Source organism: Streptomyces sp. NPDC127038 (assembly GCF_042725875.1).
Taxonomy (GTDB): domain Bacteria; phylum Actinomycetota; class Actinomycetes; order Streptomycetales; family Streptomycetaceae; genus Streptomyces.
In genome coordinates this window covers 12,869-34,766 of the sequence record NZ_JBHXDQ010000087.1, presented here as the reverse complement: position 1 = coordinate 34,766, position 21,898 = coordinate 12,869, and the positions used below count along the sequence as shown (strand labels likewise).

The 21,898-nt window shown below is 70.8% G+C and carries 19 protein-coding genes; 14 read left to right on the top strand and 5 right to left on the bottom strand.

The genetic code is table 11. The features are described 5' to 3' along the window. Positions 1–100 precede the first annotated feature (100 nt). The 8 genes from ruvC to ACFWI4_RS37310 all read left to right on the top strand — a co-directional run bounded on the left by ruvC (position 101) and on the right by ACFWI4_RS37310 (position 9,538). Positions 101–697, top strand: coding sequence for a crossover junction endodeoxyribonuclease RuvC (ruvC, locus tag ACFWI4_RS37345; protein ID WP_385404351.1), 597 nt, complete (start codon positions 101–103; stop codon positions 695–697). Then, complete coding sequence (gene ruvA / locus ACFWI4_RS37340; RefSeq protein WP_387205637.1) at positions 694–1,305, top strand: Holliday junction branch migration protein RuvA; 612 nt, start codon at positions 694–696, stop codon at positions 1,303–1,305. The genes ruvC and ruvA overlap by 4 nt, the downstream gene beginning before the upstream one ends. 97 nt (positions 1,306–1,402) lie before the next feature. Beyond that, complete coding sequence (gene ruvB / locus ACFWI4_RS37335) at positions 1,403–2,497, top strand: Holliday junction branch migration DNA helicase RuvB (protein ID WP_385404359.1); 1,095 nt, start codon at positions 1,403–1,405, stop codon at positions 2,495–2,497. Between the two features lie 164 nt (positions 2,498–2,661). Next, positions 2,662–3,189, top strand: a complete 528-nt coding sequence (gene yajC / locus ACFWI4_RS37330; RefSeq protein ID WP_385404362.1) for a preprotein translocase subunit YajC — start codon at positions 2,662–2,664, stop codon at positions 3,187–3,189. 140 nt (positions 3,190–3,329) lie between these two features. Next, positions 3,330–5,090 carry a protein translocase subunit SecD gene (gene secD, locus ACFWI4_RS37325; protein ID WP_385404364.1) on the top strand — a complete coding sequence of 587 codons (1,761 nt, stop codon included), beginning with the start codon at positions 3,330–3,332 and terminating at the stop codon, positions 5,088–5,090. A gap of 1 nt (position 5,091) precedes the next feature. Then, entirely contained in the window at positions 5,092–6,207 is a 1,116-nt protein-coding gene (secF, locus tag ACFWI4_RS37320) for a protein translocase subunit SecF (protein ID WP_387205634.1), read from the top strand. Beyond that, positions 6,204–6,743 (top strand): adenine phosphoribosyltransferase, encoded by a 540-nt coding sequence (locus ACFWI4_RS37315; protein WP_387205632.1) that lies wholly within the window; start codon positions 6,204–6,206, stop codon positions 6,741–6,743. The genes secF and ACFWI4_RS37315 overlap by 4 nt, the downstream gene beginning before the upstream one ends. A gap of 230 nt (positions 6,744–6,973) precedes the next feature. Further along, positions 6,974–9,538, top strand: a complete 2,565-nt coding sequence (locus ACFWI4_RS37310; RefSeq protein WP_385404373.1) for a RelA/SpoT family protein — start codon at positions 6,974–6,976, stop codon at positions 9,536–9,538. A 142-nt stretch (positions 9,539–9,680) separates the two neighbouring features. On the opposite strand, the gene ACFWI4_RS37305 is transcribed toward ACFWI4_RS37310, so the two are convergent. Next, complete coding sequence (locus tag ACFWI4_RS37305; protein ID WP_387205629.1) at positions 9,681–10,910, bottom strand: DUF349 domain-containing protein; 1,230 nt, start codon at positions 10,908–10,910, stop codon at positions 9,681–9,683. Positions 10,911–11,044: 134 nt separating this feature from the next. Further along, positions 11,045–11,878, bottom strand: a complete 834-nt coding sequence (locus tag ACFWI4_RS37300) for a peptidylprolyl isomerase (protein WP_387205627.1) — start codon at positions 11,876–11,878, stop codon at positions 11,045–11,047. Positions 11,879–12,058: 180 nt separating this feature from the next. Between ACFWI4_RS37300 and ACFWI4_RS37295 the strand changes: the two genes are divergently transcribed. Beyond that, positions 12,059–12,772, top strand: coding sequence for an MBL fold metallo-hydrolase (locus ACFWI4_RS37295; protein ID WP_385404382.1), 714 nt, complete (start codon positions 12,059–12,061; stop codon positions 12,770–12,772). A 10-nt stretch (positions 12,773–12,782) separates the two neighbouring features. After that, positions 12,783–14,045: a histidine--tRNA ligase gene (gene hisS / locus ACFWI4_RS37290; RefSeq protein ID WP_387205625.1), complete on the top strand. Its 1,263-nt coding sequence runs from the start codon at positions 12,783–12,785 to the stop codon at positions 14,043–14,045. Between the two features lie 161 nt (positions 14,046–14,206). Here the strand turns inward: hisS and ACFWI4_RS37285 are convergent, their stop codons facing one another. Beyond that, entirely contained in the window at positions 14,207–15,052 is an 846-nt protein-coding gene (locus tag ACFWI4_RS37285; protein WP_387205623.1) for an ABC transporter permease, read from the bottom strand. Then, a complete protein-coding gene (locus ACFWI4_RS37280) occupies positions 15,049–15,915 on the bottom strand; it encodes an ABC transporter ATP-binding protein (protein WP_385404389.1) in 867 nt (288 codons plus the stop codon). Before ACFWI4_RS37280 ends, ACFWI4_RS37285 begins: the two co-directional genes overlap by 4 nt. Positions 15,916–16,053: 138 nt before the next feature. On the opposite strand from ACFWI4_RS37280, the gene ACFWI4_RS37275 reads away from it, so the two are divergent. The 3 genes from ACFWI4_RS37275 (at position 16,054) to rpsD (ending at position 19,090) form a co-directional block, all read left to right on the top strand. Then, positions 16,054–16,692, top strand: a complete 639-nt coding sequence (locus ACFWI4_RS37275) for a vitamin K epoxide reductase family protein (RefSeq protein ID WP_387205621.1) — start codon at positions 16,054–16,056, stop codon at positions 16,690–16,692. Between the two features lie 87 nt (positions 16,693–16,779). Beyond that, on the top strand, positions 16,780–18,135 hold the full coding sequence (locus tag ACFWI4_RS37270; protein WP_387205619.1) for a replication-associated recombination protein A: 1,356 nt from the start codon (positions 16,780–16,782) through the stop codon (positions 18,133–18,135). A gap of 340 nt (positions 18,136–18,475) precedes the next feature. Continuing rightward, positions 18,476–19,090, top strand: coding sequence for a 30S ribosomal protein S4 (gene rpsD / locus ACFWI4_RS37265; protein WP_037621164.1), 615 nt, complete (start codon positions 18,476–18,478; stop codon positions 19,088–19,090). A gap of 39 nt (positions 19,091–19,129) precedes the next feature. On the opposite strand, the gene ACFWI4_RS37260 is transcribed toward rpsD, so the two are convergent. Then, on the bottom strand, positions 19,130–21,298 hold the full coding sequence (locus ACFWI4_RS37260) for an ATP-binding protein (RefSeq protein ID WP_387205617.1): 2,169 nt from the start codon (positions 21,296–21,298) through the stop codon (positions 19,130–19,132). A 160-nt stretch (positions 21,299–21,458) separates the two neighbouring features. On the opposite strand from ACFWI4_RS37260, the gene ACFWI4_RS37255 reads away from it, so the two are divergent. Next, the gene (locus ACFWI4_RS37255) at positions 21,459–21,893 is read left to right on the top strand and encodes a DUF948 domain-containing protein (protein ID WP_387205615.1); all 435 of its coding nucleotides are present in this window, start codon (positions 21,459–21,461) and stop codon (positions 21,891–21,893) included. Positions 21,894–21,898 lie beyond the last annotated feature (5 nt).

Here is a 21,898-nt window from a genome sequence, read left to right as displayed (position 1 = left end):
GGACACCCCCCGTCGGCCCGTCGCTCTGTCAGTGGCACCCGATAGCCTGCACGAACCGGGGGACCCCCGGCTGTGAGCGGCGCGATCGAAGGAGGCCCGGGTGCGGGTGCTGGGTGTCGACCCCGGGCTGACCCGGTGCGGTGTCGGGGTGGTCGAAGGAGTCGCCGGGAGACCTTTGACCATGCGCGGAGTCGGAGTCGTACGCACCCCCGCCGACGCCGAACTGGGCCTGCGCCTGGTAGCCGTCGAGCAGGGCATCGAGCAGTGGCTCGACGAGTACGAACCGGAGTACGTCGCCGTCGAGCGGGTGTTCAGCCAGCACAACGTCCGCACCGTGATGGGCACCGCCCAGGCCAGCGCCGTCGCCATGCTCTGCGCGGCCCGGCGCGGCATCCCCGTCGCCCTGCACACCCCCAGCGAGGTCAAGGCCGCCGTCACCGGCAGCGGCCGCGCGGACAAGGCCCAGGTCGGCGCGATGGTCACCCGGCTGCTCCGGCTCGCCGAGCCCCCCAAGCCCGCCGACGCGGCGGACGCCCTCGCGCTCGCCATCTGCCACATCTGGCGCGCCCCCGCCCAGAACAGGCTCCAGCAGGCCGCCGCGCGGATCGGGCCCGACCGCGCGGTCGCACAGAACAGACTCCAGCAGGCCGTGGCGGCGCACGCCCCGCGCCCGGCATCGAAAGGCCGTACCGCATGATCGCCTTCGTCAGCGGCCCGGTCGCCGCCCTCGCCCCCGACTCCGCGGTCGTCGAGGTCGGCGGCATCGGCATCGCCGTCCAGTGCACCCCGGGCACCCTCGCCGGGCTCCGCACCGGACAGCAGGCCAAGCTCGCCACCTCGCTCGTCGTCCGCGAGGACTCGCTCACCCTCTACGGCTTCGCCGACGACGACGAACGCCAGGTCTTCGAGCTCCTCCAGACCGCGAGCGGGGTCGGCCCCCGTCTCGCCCAGGCGATGCTCGCCGTGCACAGCCCCGACGCCCTGCGCCGCGCCGTGTCCACCGGCGACGAGAAGGCCCTCATCGCCGTCCCCGGCATCGGCAAGAAGGGCGCCCAGAAGCTGCTGCTCGAACTCAAGGACCGGCTCGGCGAACCCCTCGGCCCCGGCGGACCGGCCATCGGCACCGCGGTCAGCGCGAGCTGGCGCGACCAGTTGCACGCGGCACTCGTCGGCCTCGGGTACGCGACCCGCGAGGCCGACGAGGCGGTCGCCGCCGTCGCCCCGCAGGCCGAGGCCGCCGAGGGAACCCCGCAGGTCGGCCAGCTCCTCAGAGCCGCCCTCCAGACCCTGAACCGAGCACGCTGAAGGGCCCCGGCCCCCGGGCCGGCTCCCTGCCCCGGCGCGGCCGGCGCCCCCCGTACCGCCGGCCGCCCCACCACCACGAGACCGCGAGGCACCACCGATGAACTGGGACGACACGACAGACGAAGCCGCCGACGAGCGGCTCGTCGGCCCCGCCGCGGAACGGCTGGTGGGATCGGTCGCCGACGGCGAGGACCAGGCCGTCGAGGCCGCGCTGCGCCCCAAGGACCTGGACGAGTTCATCGGCCAGGAGAAGGTCCGTGAACAGCTCGACCTGGTCCTGCGCGCCGCACGCGCGCGCGGGGCCACCGCCGACCACGTGCTGCTCTCCGGCGCCCCCGGCCTCGGCAAGACCACCCTCTCCATGATCATCGCGGCCGAGATGGGCGCCCCCATCCGCATCACCAGCGGCCCCGCCATCCAGCACGCCGGAGACCTCGCCGCGATCCTCTCCTCCCTCCAGGAGGGCGAGGTCCTCTTCCTCGACGAGATCCACCGCATGTCCCGGCCCGCCGAGGAGATGCTCTACATGGCGATGGAGGACTTCCGCGTCGACGTCATCGTCGGCAAGGGCCCCGGCGCCACCGCCATCCCGCTGGAGCTGCCCCCGTTCACCCTGGTCGGCGCCACCACCCGCGCGGGACTGCTGCCCCCGCCGCTGCGCGACCGCTTCGGCTTCACCGCGCACATGGAGTTCTACGAGCCCGCCGAGCTGGAGCGGGTCGTCCACCGCTCCGCCGGACTCCTGGACGTCGAGATCGGCTCCGAGGGCGCCGCGGAGATCGCCGGACGCTCCCGCGGCACGCCCCGTATCGCCAACCGCCTGCTGCGCCGCGTACGCGACTACGCGCAGGTCAGGGCGGACGGCGTCATCACCCGGGAGATCGCCGCGGCAGCGCTCAAGGTCTACGAGGTCGACGCGCGCGGACTGGACCGTCTCGACCGCGGAGTCCTCGAAGCCCTGCTCAAGCTTTTCGGCGGCGGCCCTGTCGGATTGTCCACACTTGCTGTCGCTGTGGGGGAGGAGCGTGAGACCGTGGAGGAGGTGGCCGAGCCCTTCCTCGTGAGGGAGGGGCTCCTCGCCCGCACTCCCCGTGGCCGGGTGGCGACACCCGCGGCATGGGCGCATCTCGGCCTGACGCCTCCCCGCCGGTCGACCGGCGGAAACGGACAAGAAGACCTGTTCGGGGCGTGACGGCGTGCGTACGTACCGGGGCAGGAACCCCGGTGCCATGCTGAGCGTTGTTCCCTGAGTGCGGACTCGCTTAGACTCCGCCGATGCCGCCCCTGTCGACGGCATACATACCCCCATCCAGCAGGCCGCTCACCTTTTGCGGTTGAAGAAGGAAGTCCCGACCCGTGAGTCCTCTGACCCTCCTCCCGTTCATCGTGCTCATCGGGGCCATGTTCCTGATGACCCGGTCGGCCAAGAAGAAGCAGCAGCAGGCGGCTTCCATGCGCAATGAGATGCAGCCCGGCTCCGGCGTGCGCACGATCGGCGGTATGTACGCCACCGTCAAGGAGGTCAACGAGGACACGGTCCTCCTCGACGCCGCCCCCGGTGTCGACCTGCTCTTCGCGAAGAACGCGATCGGCGCCGTCCTCACGGACGACGAGTACAACCGCATCGTGCACGGCATCGAGCACGACCTGAAGGCCGACGGCTCCCTCGTGCCGGACGACGCCTCCTCCCTCACCGAGACCGACGAGCCCGCCGCCGACGCCTCTTCCGACGCCTCCGACGACAAGCGCCTCGACCTCGGCAAGAAGGACGCGGCGGACGAGCCGGCCGACGAGGCCGAGAAGGCCGTCGAGACGAAGGCCGACGAGCCCGTCGCCGACGAGGCGGAGCCGAAGAAGACCGACGGCGGGGCCGAAGCGAAGTAGTCACGCTCCGGGAGCGCCGCGCGATCCGCTCGCGCCTCGCCGCTCCCGGGACGTGCTGTTCTCGCACGAGGTCCCGACACCATGGCATGGCCGTTCCGCGCACACCCGGCGCAGGGCGGCCCGAGAGGGAGTACGAGAAGGTGGCAGCACCGAAGAAGGGCCGGAGCGCGAGCGCCCAGAGCAGGCCGGGGCGCTCGCTGGCCCTGATCCTGATCGCCATCGCGGCGCTCACCGGAGGGATGTTCGCGACCGGGCACCCCACTCCGCGTCTCGGCATCGACCTCGCCGGCGGCACGAGCATCACGCTCACGGCGAAGAACGAGCCGGGCCAGCCCAACGCGATCAACAAGACCAACATGGACACCGCGGTCGACATCATGAACCGCCGTGTCAACGGTCTCGGTGTCTCCGAGGCCGAGGTTCAGACCCAGGGATCCGACAACATCATTGTCAACATCCCCAAGGGCACGAACTCGGAGCAGGCCCGCAAGCAGGTCGGCACCACCGCCAAGCTCTACTTCCGCCCCGTGCTCGCCACCGAGGCCTCCGGCGGCACCGCGACGGCCACCCCGTCGCCGAGCGCCTCGGGCAGCGCGTCCAAGGACAAGGCGACCTCCTCCTCGCCGTCCGCGACGCCCTCGGCCTCCGCCACCACCCAGGGCCGCCCGGTCACCGACGCCCTGAAGGCCGGCTCCTCGCCCTCCGCGAGCAGCACCCCCAGCTCCTCGGCCTCGGCCAAGTCCTCCTCCAGCGCCGCGCCGTCCGCGAGCGCCAGCGTGGACCCCGCGACCGCCAAGCTCCAGGCCCAGTACGCCGCGCTCGACTGCTCCGACAAGGCGGTGCGTGCCACGGCCGGCACCGACGCCAAGCCGACCGACCCGACCGTCGCGTGCGGCCAGTCCAAGGACTCCTCGGGCCAGTGGCAGAAGTACGTGCTCGGCGCCGCCGAGGTGTCCGGTACGGACATCAAGAAGTCCGGCGCGGTCTTCGACACCCAGACCGGCGCGGGCTGGAAGGTCACCATGGAGTTCACCTCCGGTGGCTCCAAGAAGTTCGCGGCCATCACCGGCAAGCTCGCCCAGAACCAGCCGCCGCAGAACCAGTTCGCGATCGTCCTCGACGGTCAGGTCGTCTCCGACCCGCGCGTCACCGAGTCGCTGAGCGGCACCGCCGAGATCTCCGGCAGCTTCACCCAGACCGAGGCGCAGGACCTGGCCAACATGCTGAACTACGGCGCCCTGCCGCTCAGCTTCAAGGAGTCCAGCGTCACCACGGTCACCGCGGCCCTCGGCGGCGAGCAGCTGCACGCCGGACTGATCGCCGGCGCCATCGGCCTCGCGCTGGTCGTCCTCTACCTGGTGATCTACTACCGGGGCCTGTCGGCCATCGCCATCGCCTCCCTCGGCGTCTCCGCGATCCTCACCTACGTGCTCATGGCGCTCCTCGGCCCGGCCATCGGCTTCGCGCTGAACCTGCCGGCCGTCTGCGGCGCGATCGTCGCGATCGGTATCACCGCGGACTCGTTCATCGTGTTCTTCGAACGCATCCGTGACGAGATCCGCGAGGGCCGCAGCCTGCGACCCGCCGTCGAGCGTGCCTGGCCGCGCGCCCGGCGCACGATCCTGGTCTCCGACTTCGTGTCGTTCCTCGCCGCCGCGGTGCTCTTCATCGTCACCGTCGGCAAGGTCCAGGGCTTCGCGTTCACCCTCGGTCTGACCACCGTGCTCGACGTCGTCGTCGTGTTCCTCTTCACCAAGCCGCTGATGACCCTCCTCGCCCGCAGGAAGTTCTTCGCCGAGGGACACAAGTGGTCCGGCCTCGACCCGAAGCGACTGGGCGCCAAGCCGCCGCTGCGCCGCACCCGTCGCGCGTCCGCCCCCGTCGACACGAAGGAGGCGTGAGATGTCGAAACTCGGCACCCTCGGCGCCCGGCTCCACCGCGGCGAGATCGGTTACGACTTCGTCGGCAAGCGCAAGATCTGGTACGGCATCTCGATCCTGATCACCATCACGGCCATCCTCGGCCTGACGGTGCGGGGCCTGAACATGGGCATCGAGTTCCAGGGCGGCGCCGTCTTCACCACCGGCAAGTCCAGCGTCTCGGTGAACCAGGCGGAGACGTTCGCGCACGAGGCCTCCGGCCACGAGGCGGTCGTCCAGAAGCTCGGCAACGGCAGCCTGCGCATCCAGATCGCCGGCATCGACACGGACAAGTCCGACGCGATCAAGAACAAGCTCGCCACGGACCTGAACGTCAAGGCCGACGACATCAACGCCGACCTGGTCGGCCCCAGCTGGGGTGACCAGATCGCCAACAAGGCCTGGGAGGGCCTGGCGATCTTCATGGTCCTGGTCGTGATCTACCTGGCCATCGCCTTCGAGTGGCGCATGGCCATCGCGGCCCTGGTCGCGCTGATCCACGACATCACCATCACGGTCGGCATCTACGCCCTGGTCGGCTTCGAGGTCACCCCGGGCACCGTGATCGGTCTGCTGACGATCCTCGGTTACTCGCTCTACGACACAGTCGTCGTCTTCGACAGCCTCAAGGAGCAGACGAAGGACATCACGAAGCAGACCCGCTGGACCTACAGCGACGTCGCCGACCGCTCGATCAACAGCACCCTGGTGCGTTCCATCAACACCACGGTGGTCGCGCTGCTGCCGGTCGCCGGCCTGCTGTTCATCGGTGGCGGCGTGCTCGGCGCCGGTGTGCTCAACGACATCTCGCTGTCGCTGTTCGTCGGCCTCGCGGCCGGTGCGTACTCCTCGATCTTCATCGCCACGCCGCTCGTCGCCGACCTCAAGGAGCGCGAGCCGCAGATGAAGGCCCTGCGCAAGCGGGTCCTCGCCAAGCGGGCCCAGGCGGCCGCCACAGGCGAGTCCCTGGAGCAGGAGAACGCCGGGCCGTCGTACGACGACGACCTGGACGACGCCACCCCGGCGGTCGTCGGTCCGCGCAACCAGCCCGCGTCCCGCGCCCGCGGCCGCGGCCGCCCCTCGGGGAAGCGCCGATGACCGGCATCGAGGAGCTGCTGACCAGCCGCATCCGTGACGTGGCCGACTACCCGGAGCCGGGCGTGATGTTCAAGGACATCACCCCGCTCCTGGCCGACCCGGCCGCGTTCGGCGCCCTGACCGGCGCCCTGGCGGAGATCGCCGTGGCCAACCGGGCCACCAAGATCGTCGGTCTGGAGGCCCGCGGCTTCATCCTCGGGGCCCCGGTCGCCGTCCACGCCGGGATCGGCTTCATCCCCGTGCGCAAGGCGGGCAAGCTCCCCGGAGCGACCCTGTCCCAGGCGTACGACCTGGAGTACGGCTCCGCCGAGATCGAGGTGCACGCCGAGGACCTGAGCGCGGCCGACCGCGTCCTGGTCGTCGACGACGTCCTCGCCACCGGCGGCACCGCCGAGGCCTCGCTCCAGCTCATCCGCAGGGCGGGCGCCGAGGTCGCGGGCGTGGCCGTGCTGATGGAGCTCGGCTTCCTCGGCGGCCGCGGCCGTCTGGAGCCGGCCCTCGCCGGGGCGCCCCTGGAGGCGCTGCTGACGGTCTGAGGACCGCGCGCACGCCACCGGGGAGTCCGTTCCCGGACAGGCCCCCGAAAGGCCTGAGGCACCCGTAGGACACCGTGGAGGCGGGCCCGGAGGAATCCGGCGCCCGCCTTCCGCGTTCCCCCTGTACGAGACCGCCGACGGCGGCCGACAGCGAGTCCGGCGCGAAGGATCGCTACCATGGGGTTTCCGGAGCCTGACCGGGGGACCCGGATCGCGCACGAGGAGCCCTCTTGCCAGACGAGGCCCAGCCACTCGCCCCCAGCGCGGAACGCCTGGAGCGAACCGCCTCCACCCAGCCCGAGTCCGCCTCGGCTGCCGCGGAGAAGCCCGCACGGAACGTAGCGAGCGGGCCGGTCGAGCACGCCCAGTCCGCGCCCGACGGCACGGCGGCCGAGGGATCGCGTCCCAAGCCGGCCGCTCCCGAGCGCCCCGTGCACACGCCTCCGGTCCGCCCCGCGGCCTCCCAGCCCTCGCGCTCCGGCGGCTCCTCCAACCGCGTCCGGGCCCGCCTGGCCCGTCTCGGCGTCCAGCGCTCGAACCCGTACAACCCGGTCCTGGAGCCGCTGCTGCGGATAGTGCGCAGCAACGACCCCAAGATCGAGACGTCGACGCTGCGGCAGATCGAGAAGGCCTACCAGGTCGCCGAGCGCTGGCACCGCGGCCAGAAGCGCAAGAGCGGCGACCCGTACATCACGCACCCGCTCGCCGTCACCACCATCCTCGCCGAGCTGGGCATGGACCCGGCGACGCTCATGGCCGGCCTGCTGCACGACACCGTCGAGGACACCGAGTACGGCCTGGACCAGCTGCGCCGTGACTTCGGCGACTCCGTCGCCCTGCTGGTCGACGGCGTCACCAAGCTGGACAAGGTCAAGTTCGGCGAGGCCGCCCAGGCCGAGACCGTGCGCAAGATGGTCGTCGCGATGGCCAAGGACCCCCGGGTCCTGGTCATCAAGCTCGCCGACCGGCTCCACAACATGCGCACCATGCGCTACCTCAAGCGCGAGAAGCAGGAGAAGAAGGCGCGCGAGACCCTGGAGATCTACGCGCCGCTCGCCCACCGCCTGGGCATGAACACGATCAAGTGGGAGCTGGAGGACCTCGCCTTCGCGATCCTCTACCCCAAGATGTACGACGAGATCGTGCGCCTGGTCGCCGAGCGCGCCCCCAAGCGCGACGAGTACCTCGCCATAGTGACCGACGAGGTCCAGTCCGACCTGCGCGCGGCCCGCATCAAGGCGACCGTCACCGGCCGCCCGAAGCACTACTACAGCGTCTACCAGAAGATGATCGTCCGCGGCCGTGACTTCGCGGAGATCTACGACCTGGTGGGCATCCGCGTCCTCGTGGACACCGTCCGCGACTGCTACGCGGCACTCGGCACCGTGCACGCGCGCTGGAACCCGGTCCCCGGCCGGTTCAAGGACTACATCGCGATGCCGAAGTTCAACATGTACCAGTCGCTGCACACGACGGTCATCGGCCCCAACGGCAAGCCCGTCGAACTCCAGATCCGTACGTTCGACATGCACCGCCGCGCCGAGTACGGCATCGCCGCGCACTGGAAGTACAAGCAGGAGACCGTCGCCGGCTCCTCCAAGATCCGCACCGACGTGCCCCGGGCGGCCAAGGGCAGCGCCGGCCAGGACACCGTCAACGACATGGCGTGGCTGCGCCAGCTCCTCGACTGGCAGAAGGAGACCGAGGACCCCAGCGAGTTCCTGGAGTCCCTGCGCTTCGACCTGTCCCGCAACGAGGTCTTCGTCTTCACCCCCAAGGGCGACGTGATAGCGCTGCCCGCCGGTGCGACGCCGGTGGACTTCGCGTACGCCGTCCACACGGAGGTCGGCCACCGGACGATAGGAGCACGGGTCAACGGCCGTCTGGTGCCGCTGGAGTCCACCCTGGACAACGGCGACCTGGTCGAGGTCTTCACCTCCAAGGCGACCGGCGCGGGCCCCTCCCGCGACTGGCTCGGCTTCGTGAAGTCGCCGCGCGCCCGCAACAAGATCCGCGCCTGGTTCTCCAAGGAACGCCGCGACGAGGCGATCGAGCACGGCAAGGACGCCATCGCCCGCGCGATGCGCAAGCAGAACCTGCCGATCCAGCGGATCCTCACCGGCGACTCGCTCGTCACCCTGGCGCACGAGATGCGCTACCCCGACATCTCGTCCCTGTACGCGGCGATCGGCGAGGGCCACGTCACCGCCCAGAGCGTCGTGCAGAAGCTCGTGCAGGCGCTCGGCGGCGAGGAGGCGGCCACCGAGGAGATCGACGAGTCCGTACCCCCGGCGCGGGGCCGCGGCCGCAAGCGGCGCAGCAACAACGACCCCGGTGTGGTCGTCAAGGGCGTCGACGACGTGTGGGTCAAGCTCGCACGCTGCTGCACCCCCGTGCCCGGCGACCCGATCATCGGATTCGTCACCCGCGGGAGCGGCGTCTCGGTCCACCGCAGCGACTGCGTCAACGTCGACTCGCTCTCGCGCGAGCCCGAACGCATCCTCGAGGTCGAGTGGGCGCCCACCCAGTCCTCGGTGTTCCTGGTCGCCATACAGGTCGAGGCGCTGGACCGGTCCCGGCTGCTGTCGGACGTCACCCGCGTCCTGTCCGACCAGCACGTCAACATCCTGTCCGCGGCCGTCCAGACCTCCCGCGACCGGGTCGCCACCTCCCGGTTCACCTTCGAGATGGGCGACCCCAAGCACCTGGGCCACGTCCTGAAGGCCGTCCGGGGCGTCGAGGGCGTCTACGACGTCTACCGCGTGACCTCGGCCCGCAGACCCTCCGAGGCCTGACCCCTCCGTCCGCCCGGCAACCCGCCGGGCGGACGCACGGCGCTCACCCGCCGGCCGGACGCACGGCGCTCACCCGCCGGACCCACGCGAAGGGGCTCCCGTACGCACCGTACGGGAGCCCCTCACGCGTTTCCGGACGAACTCAGCCGCCGAACTCCTGAAGACCCTTCAGAGCCTGGTCGAGCAGCGCCTGACGGCCGTCCAGCTCCCTCTGGAGCTTGTCGGCCTTCGCGGTGTTGCCCGCGGAGCGCGCGGCCTCGATCTGGCCCTGGAGCTTGTCGACGGCGGCCTGCAGCTGACCGGTCAGACCCGCGGCACGCGCGCGTGCCTCCGGGTTCGTCCGGCGCCACTCGGTCTCCTCCGACTCCTGGAGAGCCCGCTCCACCGCGTGCATGCGGCCCTCGACCTTCGGTCGGGCGTCGCGCGGCACGTGGCCGATGGCCTCCCAGCGCTCGTTGATGGAACGGAAGGCCGCACGGGCCGCCTTCAGATCGCCCACCGGGACGAGCTTCTCGGCCTCCTCGGCCAGCTCCTCCTTGAGCTTCAGGTTCTCCGTCTGCTCCGCGTCGCGCTCGGCGAAGACCCCGCTGCGCGCCGCGAAGAACACGTCCTGGGCGCCGCGGAAGCGGTTCCACAGATCGTCCTCGTGCTCGCGCTGGGCCCGGCCCGCCGCCTTCCAGTCCGCCATCAGCTCGCGGTAGCGGGCCGCCGTCGGACCCCAGTCCGACGAACCGGACAGCGCCTCGGCCTCGGCGACCAGCTTCTCCTTGGTCTTGCGGGCCTCCTCGCGCTGAGCGTCCAGCGAGGCGAAGTGCGCCTTGCGCCGCTTGGAGAACGCCGAGCGGGCGTGCGAGAAGCGGTGCCACAGCTCGTCGTCCGACTTGCGGTCGAGTCGCGGCAGCCCCTTCCACGTGTCCACCAGCGCGCGCAGCCGCTCACCGGCCGCCCGCCACTGGTCGCTCTGCGCCAGCTCCTCGGCCTCGACGACCAGCGCCTCCTTGGCGTGCCGGGCCTCGTCGGACTGCTTGGCCCGCTGGACCTTGCGTTCCTCACGGCGCGCGTCGACGGTCTCCACGAGCTTGTCCAGCCGCACCCTCAGCGCGTCCAGATCACCGACCGCGTGGTGGGCGACCACCTGTTCGCGGATGTGATCGATGGCGGTCTGGGCGTCCTTCGCCGACAGGTCGGTGGTCTTCACTCGCTTTTCGAGGAGGCCGATCTCGACAACCAGGCCTTCGTACTTGCGCTCGAAGTAGGCCAGCGCCTCATCAGGCGTGCCGGCCTGCCAGGAGCCGACGACCTGCTCGCCGTCGGCCGTACGCACGTACACGGTCCCCGTCTCGTCGACGCGGCCCCACGGGTCGCTGCTCACAGCGCCTCCTCCACATGATGCCTGTGCCGGGCTTCAGAGCCCCTGGCATCGTCCACAGTTTCGTCACGGCCAACATAGGCGACCGGCGGGGCGGCTGTCCGCATCCCGCGCGACCGAAATTCAGCAGCTGACGGTCAGGATTTCGTCACGGTCAGCTTGTTGATCACGACGGTCGCGTTCGGCGCGCCGTCGCCCTGACCCGTACTCTCACCGGCGGCGGCGATCTTCTTGAGGACCGTCAGACCGGACTTGGAAATGGTTCCGAACGGTGTGTAGCTGGGCGGGAGCTGACTGTCCTGGTACACCAGGAAGAACTGGCTGCCGCCGGTGTGCTTCTGGCCGGTGTTGGCCATCGCGATCGTGCCCGCCGGGTACGTGTTGTTCTTGAGCGAGGCGTCCTTCAGGTTCTCGTCCGGGATCGTGTAGCCGGGACCGCCGTTGCCCTTGGCCGTCGGGTCGCCGCACTGAAGGACGTAGATGCCGTTGGTGGTGAGCCGGTGGCACTTGGTGTGGTCGAAGAAGCCCTTGCCGGCGAGGAAGTCGAACGAGTTCACCGTGTGCGGGGCGGCCGACGCCTTGAGGGCGATGTCGATGTCACCGCAGGTCGTCGCCATCTTCATGGTGTAGGCGGCGGACTTGTCGATGGTGACCGCCGGCTCCTTCTTCCATGTGAGCGACTTCACCGTGCCCGCGGCGGGCTTCTCGCACGGATCGGGAGCCTTGCTCGTCGGCGCCGCGCTCGGCGTCGCCGTGGGAGTGGCCTCGGCGCCCGCGTTGGACTTCTTGTCGTCGCTCTTGAAGAGCCCGGTCGCGTAGGCCGTCGCACCGCCCGCGACGAGCACGCCGACGACCGCCGCGATCACCGCGTTGCGGGTTTGGTTCCTTCGTCGAGCGGATGTGCGGCGCTGCTGCTGTCGCAAGAACTTCTCCCGGGCGAGCTGACGCCGCCGCTGTTCCTGGCTGACCACCGGGTTTCTCCTCGTGCGTCTCGTACGGCGAGTGGGACGCGAGCGTCTCGTGAGCCGACCGCCTGCGTGTGCCCCGTACCGTATATGGGTTCGCTGAGGAATCGGCAGCGCCGGTAGGCTCTGATCCACAGCCAACCGCCTCGTACGACACCAGCGCGTACGCCACCCCGAAGGACGATCGTGCTCATTGCCGGGTTCCCCGCCGGGGCCTGGGGGACCAACTGTTACCTGGTCGCCCCCGCCGCGGGTGAGGAGTGCGTGATCATCGACCCGGGCCATCAGGCCGCCCAGGGAGTCGAGGACGCGCTCAAGAAGCATCGGCTCAAGCCCGTCGCGGTCATCCTCACCCATGGTCACATCGACCACGTCGCCTCGGTCGTCCCGGTGTGCGGGGCCAACGACGTTCCGGCCTGGATCCACCCGGCGGACCGCTACATGATGAGCGACCCCGAGAAGGCGCTCGGACGGTCCATCGGAATGCCGCTGATGGGCGAGCTGACCGTGGGGGAGCCCGACGACGTGCGGACCCTGACCGACGGCGCGGAACTGAAGCTGGCGGGCCTCGACCTCTCCGTCGCGCACGCCCCGGGCCATACGAAGGGGTCGGTGACGTTCCGGATGCCGGAGAGCGCGGACATCCCGTCCGTCTTCTTCTCCGGGGACCTGCTCTTCGCCGGCTCCATCGGACGCACCGACCTGCCGGGCGGCGACATGGACGAGATGCTCGACTCGCTGGGCCGTGTGTGCCTGCCGCTCGACGACTCGACCGTGGTGCTGTCCGGCCACGGCCCCCAGACGACCATCGGCCAGGAGCGCGCCACCAACCCGTATCTGCGGCAGGTGGCCGCCGGCCTGGGAGCGGACCCGAGTTCCGCCCCACGACGAGGAATGTGACAGGACTTCCGTGAGCACCTTCAGGGCCCCCAAGGGCACGTACGACCTCATCCCGCCGGACAGCGCCAAGTACCTCGCGGTCCGCGAGGCCATCGCGGCCCCGCTGCGCAACTCCGGCTACGGCTACATCGAGACGCCCGGCTTCGAGAACGTCGAACTGTTCGCGCGCGGTGTCGGCGAGTCCACCGACATCGTGACCAAAGAGATGTACGCCTTCGAGACCAAGGGCGGCGACAGGCTCGCCCTGCGTCCCGAGGGCACCGCCTCCGTCCTGCGCGCGGCGCTGGAGGCCAACCTGCACAAGGCGGGCAACCTGCCCGTCAAGCTCTGGTACTCGGGCTCGTACTACCGCTACGAGCGCCCCCAGAAGGGCCGTTACCGCCACTTCTCCCAGGTGGGAGCCGAGGCGATCGGAGCCGAGGACCCCGCGCTCGACGCCGAGCTGATCATCCTGGCCGACCAGGCGTACCGCTCGCTCGGCCTGCGGAACTTCCGCATCCTGCTGAACAGCCTGGGCGACCAGGAGTGCCGTCCCGTCTACCGGGCCGCGCTCCAGGACTTCCTGCGCGGTCTGGACCTCGACGAGGAGACGCTGCGCCGCGCGGAGATCAACCCGCTGCGCGTGCTCGACGACAAGCGCGAGGACGTCCAGAAGCAGCTGGGCGGGGCGCCGCTGCTGCGCGACTACCTCTGCGACGCCTGCAAGGCGTACCACGAGGAGGTGCGCGACCTGATCACGGCGGCGGGCGTCTCCTTCGAGGACGACCCGAAGCTGGTGCGCGGTCTCGACTACTACACGCGGACCACCTTCGAGTTCGTGCACGACGGTCTCGGCTCGCAGTCCGCGGTCGGCGGCGGCGGCCGTTACGACGGGCTGTCCGAGATGATCGGCGGCCCCGCGCTGCCGTCCGTCGGCTGGGCGCTGGGTGTCGACCGTACGGTGCTGGCGCTGGAGGCGGAGGGCGTGGAGCTCGAACTCCCCCCGGCCACCAGCGTGTTCGCGGTGCCGCTCGGGGAGGAGGCCCGCCGGCTGCTGTTCGGCGTGGTCACCGACCTGCGCAGGGCCGGTGTCGCCGCCGACTTCTCGTACGGCGCCAAGGGACTCAAGGGCGCGATGAAGAACGCGAACCGCAGCGGGGCCCGTTTCACGGTCGTCGCCGGTGAGCGTGACCTCGCCGAGGGCGTCGTGCAGCTCAAGGACATGGAGTCCGGGGAGCAGGCGGCGGTCGCGGTCGACGCGATCGTGGCCGAACTGCGCTCGCGCCTGGGCTGACGCGTTCGGCCCGCCCCGGTGGTCGACTCCCACCGGGGCGGGCCCGTCCGGCGCCGGACCTGCCCTGGTCCGGCGCCGTGGCGGCGCGCGGTGGACCTGTCCGGTACCGGAGGGGCCGCCGTGGTCCGTCCCGCACCGGAGCGGGCGCCCGGCCGGAGCGGTCAGCCGTCGCGCCGGTCCTTCCAGCGGAAGGTCAGCAGGCACAGCAGCAGCCCTCCGACGCACCACGCCCCGAGCACCAGCGCGATCCGTCCGAACTCCCAGTCGCCCGTCTGCTCCAGGACCTTCGCCGAGTCGGGCAGGAACACCCCGCGCAGCCCCTGGCACATCCACTTCAGCGGGAACAGCGCCCCGATGTTGAGCATCCAGTCCGGGATGGTGTCCACGGAGATGTACACCCCGGAGATGAACTGGAGGACGAGGAAGGGCAGGACGACCACCGAGGTGGCGCTCTTGCCGGACTTCGGGACCGAGCTGACCGCGATGCCGAGCAGGGCGCAGGCCATGAGCCCCAGGACGAAGATCCAGCCGAAGTCGGCCCACTTGGCGGGATCCGAGGGCAGGTCGACGCCGTAGAGCGTGGTGCCGGCGGTGAGCAGGATCGCCGTCTCCAGGGCGCCGGTCACCAGGACCAGCCATATCTTGCCGAAGAAGTACGCCGCCGGAGGCATCGGCGTGCCGCCCAGCCGGCGCAGCACCTTCTCGTCCCGTTCGATCGCGATCGAGATGCCGAGGGACTGGAAACTGGTCGACATGATGCCCGCCGCCATCATCGCCGGGACGTACAGCTGGGAGGCGGTGACGCCCGCGCCCTTCACGTCGTCGCTGAAGATCGACGCGAACAGGAACAGGAAGACGACCGGGAAGGCGAAGGTGAACACCACCTGGTCGCGCTGTCGGAAGAACTGCCTGATCTCCAGGGCGCCGCGGCTCAGTCCGAGCCCCCAGGCGCCGGGCAGCCGGCCGGACGTGTTCCTCGTGCCCTGCCGTACCTCGGTCGAGGTCATCGCGCGTCCTCCAGGCCGGTCAGTCGCAGATAGACGTCCTCCAGGGTGGGGCGGCTCACCCGCAGTCCCGGGATCTCCCCGTCGAAGCGGCGGATGAGTTCGGCGACGGTTCTGGTCGGGGTCTGCGTGCGTTCGCCGCGCGGGCTGCCGTCGGCCTCCGTCCACTCGACCGTGGCCTCCGTGCCGAACCGCTCGCGCAGCTCGGCCGGTTCGCCCTCGGCGACGACCCGGCCGCGCGCGACGACCGCCAGCCGGTCCGCGAGGGCCTCCGCCTCCTCCAGGTAGTGCGTGGTCAGCAGGATGGTCGTGCCCTCGTCGGCCAGCTTGCGGATCAGCTCCCAGAACTGCCGTCGCGCCGCCGGGTCGAAGCCCGTGGTCGGCTCGTCCAGGAGCAGCAGCTCGGGTCCGCCGATGACACCGAGGGCCACGTCGAGCCGCCTGCGCTGACCGCCCGAGAGCGACTTGATCCTGCTGCCCTCCTTCTCCTCCAGGCCGACCAGGCCGATGACCTCCCCCGGATCACGGGGATTCGGGTAATAGCGGGAGAAATGCCTCACCGTCTCGCCCACCGTCAACTCGGCGGGCGCCGATTCGTCCTGCCAGACGATTCCGACACGTGAGCGCCACGCGCGCGTGCCCGTCGCCGGGTCCGCGCCGAGGACCGAGACCTCGCCCGCGTCCCGCCGCCGATTGCCCTGGAGTATCTCCACCGTGGTGCTCTTGCCCGCGCCGTTCGGCCCGAGCAGGCCGAACACCTCGCCCCGCCTGATGCTGAGATCGATGCCGTCGACCGCGGTCACGTCCCCGTACTGCTTGCGCAGTCCCCGTACGTCCACCGCGAGTTGATCCGCGTGTGTTGTCATGCGGACGAGCCTCCCCCCGAACCGAGCGTTCCGGGGCGGCCGTGCGTACCTTCTTATGCCCACCGAACGGTGGGAGGCCGGGCGGGTGCGGCACAATGAGCCTGCCCCAGGCCCCTTCGAAGCTACGGAAACGGCGTGATGAACAAGACGACAGTCAAGGACGTCCCGACCGATCAGGAGCGCCCCGCCGCCCTCGCGCGGACCGTCGGCGCCAGTCGCGCCCTCGCTGTGCTGCTGGTGATCACGGGCGCGGCCGGTCTCCTTGCCGCGTGGGTCATCACGATCGACAAGTTCAAGCTGCTGGAGAACCCGAACTTCGTCCCGGGGTGCAGCCTGAACCCGGTCGTTTCCTGCGGCAACATCATGAAGAGCGCCCAGGCCTCGGCCTTCGGCTTCCCGAACCCGATGATGGGGCTCGTCGCCTACGGCATCGTGATCTGCGTCGGTGTGAGCCTGCTGGCACGGGCCACGTTCCCGCGCTGGTACTGGCTGACCTTCAACGCGGGCACCCTCTTCGGCATCGCGTTCTGCACCTGGCTCCAGTTCCAGTCGCTGTACCGGATCAACTCGCTGTGCCTGTGGTGCAGCCTGGCCTGGGTCGCCACGATCACCATGTTCTGGTACGTCACCTCCTTCAACGTCCGCGCCGGCTTCCTGCCCGCCCCGCGCTGGGCGAGGAGCTTCTTCGGCGAGTTCACCTGGGTCCTGCCGGTCCTGCACATCGGCATCATCGGCATGCTGATCCTGACCCGCTGGTGGGACTTCTGGACCAGCTGACGGGGGCGGCCGCGGTCCCGGCCCCGGTCCCGGTCCCGGTCCACCGCCCGGCGGGGATTGTCGGTGGGGTGACATAGGGTTTCCGACGTGGAGCCCGACCTGTTCACCGCCGCCGCCGAAGAACGCCAGGAGAAGGACCCGTCCAGCAGTCCCCTGGCGGTGCGGATGCGCCCGCGCACCCTCGACGAGGTCGTGGGGCAGCAGCATCTGCTGAAGCCGGGCTCCCCCCTGCGCAGACTCGTCGCCGAGGGGAGCGGCGGTCCGGCCGGACCGTCCTCGGTGATCCTGTGGGGTCCGCCGGGCACCGGCAAGACGACCCTCGCGTACGTCGTCTCCAAGGCCACCGACAAGCGCTTCGTGGAGCTCTCCGCGATCACCGCGGGCGTCAAGGAGGTGCGCGCGGTCATCGACGGCGCCCGCCGCGCCGCCGGCGGCTTCGGCAAGGAGACCGTCCTCTTCCTGGACGAGATCCACCGTTTCAGCAAGGCCCAGCAGGACTCCCTGCTCCCGGCGGTCGAGAACCGCTGGGTGACCCTGATCGCCGCGACCACCGAGAACCCGTACTTCTCGGTGATCTCGCCGCTGCTCTCCCGCTCCCTCCTGCTGACCCTCGAACCCCTCACCGACGACGACCTGCGCGGACTGCTGCGCCGGGCCCTCGACGCGGAGCGCGGTCTCAAGGGGTCCGTCGCCCTGCCCGGGGACGCCGAGGACCATCTGCTGCGCATCGCCGGCGGCGACGCCCGCCGCGCCCTGACCGCCCTGGAGGCCGCGGCCGGCGCCGCGCTCGACAAGGGCGAGCCGGAGATCACCCTCCGGACGCTGGAGGAGACGGTCGACCGCGCCGCCGTGAAGTACGACCGCGACGGCGACCAGCACTACGACGTGGCGAGCGCGCTCATCAAGTCCATCCGCGGCTCCGACGTGGACGCAGCCCTGCACTACCTGGCCCGGATGATCGAGGCGGGCGAGGACCCCCGTTTCATCGCCCGCCGTCTGATGATCTCCGCCAGCGAGGACATCGGCCTCGCCGACCCGAACGCGCTGCCCACGGCCGTGGCCGCCGCCCAGGCCGTCGCGATGATCGGCTTCCCCGAGGCCGCGCTCATCCTCAGCCACGCCACCATCGCCCTCGCGCTGGCCCCGAAGTCCAACTCCGCCACCATGGCCATCGGCGCCGCCATGGAGGACGTGCGCAAGGGGCACACGGGCCCGGTGCCGGCCCATCTGCGCGACGGGCACTACAAGGGCGCGGCCAAGCTCGGGCACGCCCAGGGGTACGTGTACCCGCACGACCTGCCCGAGGGCATCGCGGCCCAGCAGTACGCGCCCGAGACCCTCAAGGACCGCGAGTACTACGCCCCGACCCGGCACGGCGCCGAGGCGCGCTACGCCGACGCGGTGGAGTGGACCAGGAAGCACCTCGGTCGAGGGCGCGCCTGACCACCCTGTACGATGGCTCGAAGCGCTGCGTCCCGTGTCCGGCTCCGGTCGGCACCACCAGAACGGGACATCCAGCCGGAGCCCCCGCCTCCACGGGGGGATTCCAGGAGCGTCGCGCACCGTCGAAGGTGTCGCGGGCAACCCACCACCACCCGGATTCCCGGGACCGGTCGGTGGGTCACTCGCGTGCTGCACGTATGTGCCCAGACCCAGGAGCGGCTGCCCGCCCCGTCCACGTGGTTCGCCACAGCGGCGAGGAGGGTTTCCCGGGCTGCGGATTGCGACCTCCCCTAACCCTGGTGAAGCCGTATTCGTATCGGAAACATGAGGTGTTTGGTTCATGGCGAACCAGTCCCGCCCCAAGGTCAAGAAGTCGCGTGCGCTCGGTATCGCGCTGACCCCGAAGGCTGTCAAGTACTTCGAGGCCCGCCCCTACCCGCCGGGTGAGCACGGCCGTGGCCGCAAGCAGAACTCGGACTACAAGGTCCGTCTGCTCGAGAAGCAGCGTCTGCGCGCGCAGTACGACGTGTCCGAGCGCCAGCTCGTCCGCGCCTACGAGCGTGCCTCCAAGGTCCAGGGCAAGACCGGTGAGGCCCTGATCATCGAGCTGGAGCGTCGTCTCGACGCGCTGGTCCTTCGTTCGGGCATCGCCCGCACGATCTACCAGGCCCGCCAGATGGTCGTTCACGGCCACATCGAGGTCAACGGCCAGAAGGTCGACAAGCCCTCGTTCCGCGTCCGTCCCGACGACGTCGTGATGGTCCGCGAGCGCAGCCGCAGCAAGACGCTGTTCGAGGTTTCCCGCGCCGGTGGCTTCGCCCCCGACGGCGAGACCCCGCGCTACCTCCAGGTGAACCTCGCCGCCCTGGCCTTCCGCCTGGACCGTGAGCCGAACCGCAAGGAGATCCCGGTGATCTGCGACGAGCAGCTCGTCGTCGAGTACTACGCCCGCTGATCTTCTTCCGGCGGACGTGGCACCACCTGCGCGTCAGCGTCAGCCCGCCGTCTCCCCACCCTTCGAGGTGGGCGAGACGGCGGGCTCTCGCATGTCCGGGGGCAGCCGGCGCGGCGACGGCACCGCCCCGAGCGCCGGGATCCCGGCACCGCCCAGCGCCCGCGCGACCGCCGCGTCCTGCCCGAGCGCCTCTCCCGCCCGTACGCACTCCTCGTACTTCTCGTCGCCCAGCTGCTGCCGGGAAAGCGCCGCGCAGCGCTCGTGCGGTGCGTTGTAGTACGCCGAACCGAACAGCGGCAGGCCCACCGAGGGCCACATCCGCGACGCCGCCCCCTGGAGCAGCGCGGCCTCGGCCGCGTCGCCCTCCACCACCGTGACCAGGGCCAGCAGCTCGACCGCGAGCACGGCGCCGAGCAGATCGTGGAAGCCGTGCGCGATACCGAGCCCCTGCTCCAGCAGACCCCTGGCCGTCGCCTGATCGCCCTCGGTGTGGGCCTGGTAGGCGAGGACGTACAGCGCGTACGCCAGCGCCCAGCGTTCCCCGTGGTCCTCGCACACCCCGCGGACGTCCTCGCACAGCTTCGCCGCGGCCGGCATGTCGCCCTGGAAGGCGAGCGCCATCGCCAGTTCGACCTGGCCCATCAGCACATTGCTGTTGAGCTCCCCGATCTCGTGGTAGCGGTCCAGCGCCGAGCGCAGCAGCACCTCGGCGCGCGCCATGTCGTCCGAGACCAGGGCCAGACAGCCGGTGCGGTGTTCGGCGTACGCGACCGCGACGGCGTTCTCGCAGCGCTCCGCCTCCTCGCGGCACTCCTGGAGCGCGGACAGCGCCGGCACCGAGTCCCCCTGGAGGACCGCCACATAGCCGAGCACCCACAGGGCCTTCAGCCGTGACTGATCACGGTCGCCGTCGAGGTCGACGCTGCGCTCCAGCCAGTGCCGCCCCTCAGAGAGCCGCCCGCAGCCGACCCAGTAGAACCACAGCGCGCCCGCCAGGTACTGGCCCAGATGCGCCTCGCCCGGTTCGGTCAGCGAGTACTCCAGCGCGCACCGCAGATTCGGCAGCTCCGTCTCCACCCGCAGCGCCACCTCGCCCTGCCGCGGCGAGAACCAGTCCAGCTCGCACCAGGTGACCAGGCCCATGTACCAGTCGCGGTGGCGCCGGCGCAGCCGCTCCGCGTCTCCCGTGGCCTCCAGCCAGTCCGCCCCGTAGGCCCGGACCGTGTCCAGCATCCGGTAGCGCACCCCCGACGGTGTCTCCTCGCGGGACAGGACCGACTGCGCCAGCAGCTCGCCGAGCACGTCGAGGACGTCGTCGGCATGCAGTCCGTCCCCGCTGCACACGTACTCGGCGGCCTCCAGGTCGAACCGCCCGGCGAACACCGAAAGGCGTGCCCACAGCAGCCGCTCCGCGGGTGTGCACAGCTCGTGGCTCCAGCCGATCGCCGTCCGCAGCGTCCGGTGCCGCGGTGTCGCGTCGCGCACCCCGCCGGTCAGCAGCCGGAACCGGTCCTCCAGCCGGGCGAGCAGCTGCCCGGGGGAGAGGCTGCCGACGCGTCCGGCCGCCAGCTCCAGCGCCAGCGGGATCCCGTCCAGCCGCCGGCACAGCTCCAGCACGTCGGACCCGTTCGTCTCGTCCAGCGCGAAACCGGGCACCCGGGCCGCCGCCCGGTGCCCGAACAGCTCCACCGCCTGTGCCGCGGCCAGCGGAGCCAGCGGAAACACCCGCTCGCCCGCGATGTCCAGCGGTCTGCGGCCCACCGCCAGCACCCGCAGTCCCGGCGCCCGCCGCAGCAGCTCGCCCACGAGGGAGGCGGTGACGTCCACCAGGTGCTCGAACCCGTCCAGGACCAGCAGCAGCCGCCGCCCGGCGAGGTGTTCGAGCAGCACCTGGTGCTGCGGCTTCGCCGTGTGGTCGGTCAGACCGAGGGCCTCGGCCACGGCGTACTCGACGAGTTCCGGATCACGCACCGCGGACAGGTCCACCCGCCACACCCCGTCGCGGGGGTCCGTTCCCGCCGCCGCGCGCGCGGCGAGGCGCGTCTTCCCGACGCCCCCCATGCCGGTCACGGTGACCAGCCGGACGGTCTCCAGCGCCTCGGCCAGCCGGGCGAGCTCATCGGAGCGCCCCACGAACGCGTCGAGTTCCAGGGGCAGATTGCCCGGTGCGGCGGGACCGGAGCGCCGGGCGGGGTGTGAACGCTGCATGAGATACGGAGCGTACTGACCCGTTAGCGCTCCGTACAATCGGTTCGCGCAACTCCACACTCCCGAGCGGATAAATGCGGTACGGAGCCCCGGCCCCGGCGCGATAGGCTCGGGTGACGACTTTCGATGTTCAGGCGCACAGTCAGGGAGCGGGTGCACAGTGTCCGGTGGTGAGGTGGCCGGGATCCTGGTGGCCGTCTTCTGGGCGATCCTGGTCTCCTTCCTGGCCGTCGCGCTGGTGAGGCTGGCCCAGACGCTCAGGGCGACCACCAGGCTCGTGGCGGACGTGACCGAGCAGGCCGTTCCGCTCCTGGCCGACGCCTCCGCGGCGGTGCGCTCCGCCCAGACGCAGATCGACCGGGTCGACGCCATCGCGTCGGACGTCCAGGAGGTCACGTCGAACGCCTCGGCGCTGTCGACGACCGTCGCCTCCACGTTCGGCGGCCCGCTGGTCAAGGTCGCGGCGTTCGGCTACGGCGTGCGCCGGGCGATCGGAGGCCGTCGTGACAATGTGCCCGACAAAGCGTCCCGGCGTACCGTGATCGTGGGCCGCACCGTCCCGTCCGCGCGGCGGGGAAAGCGGAAGAAGGACTGACGCAG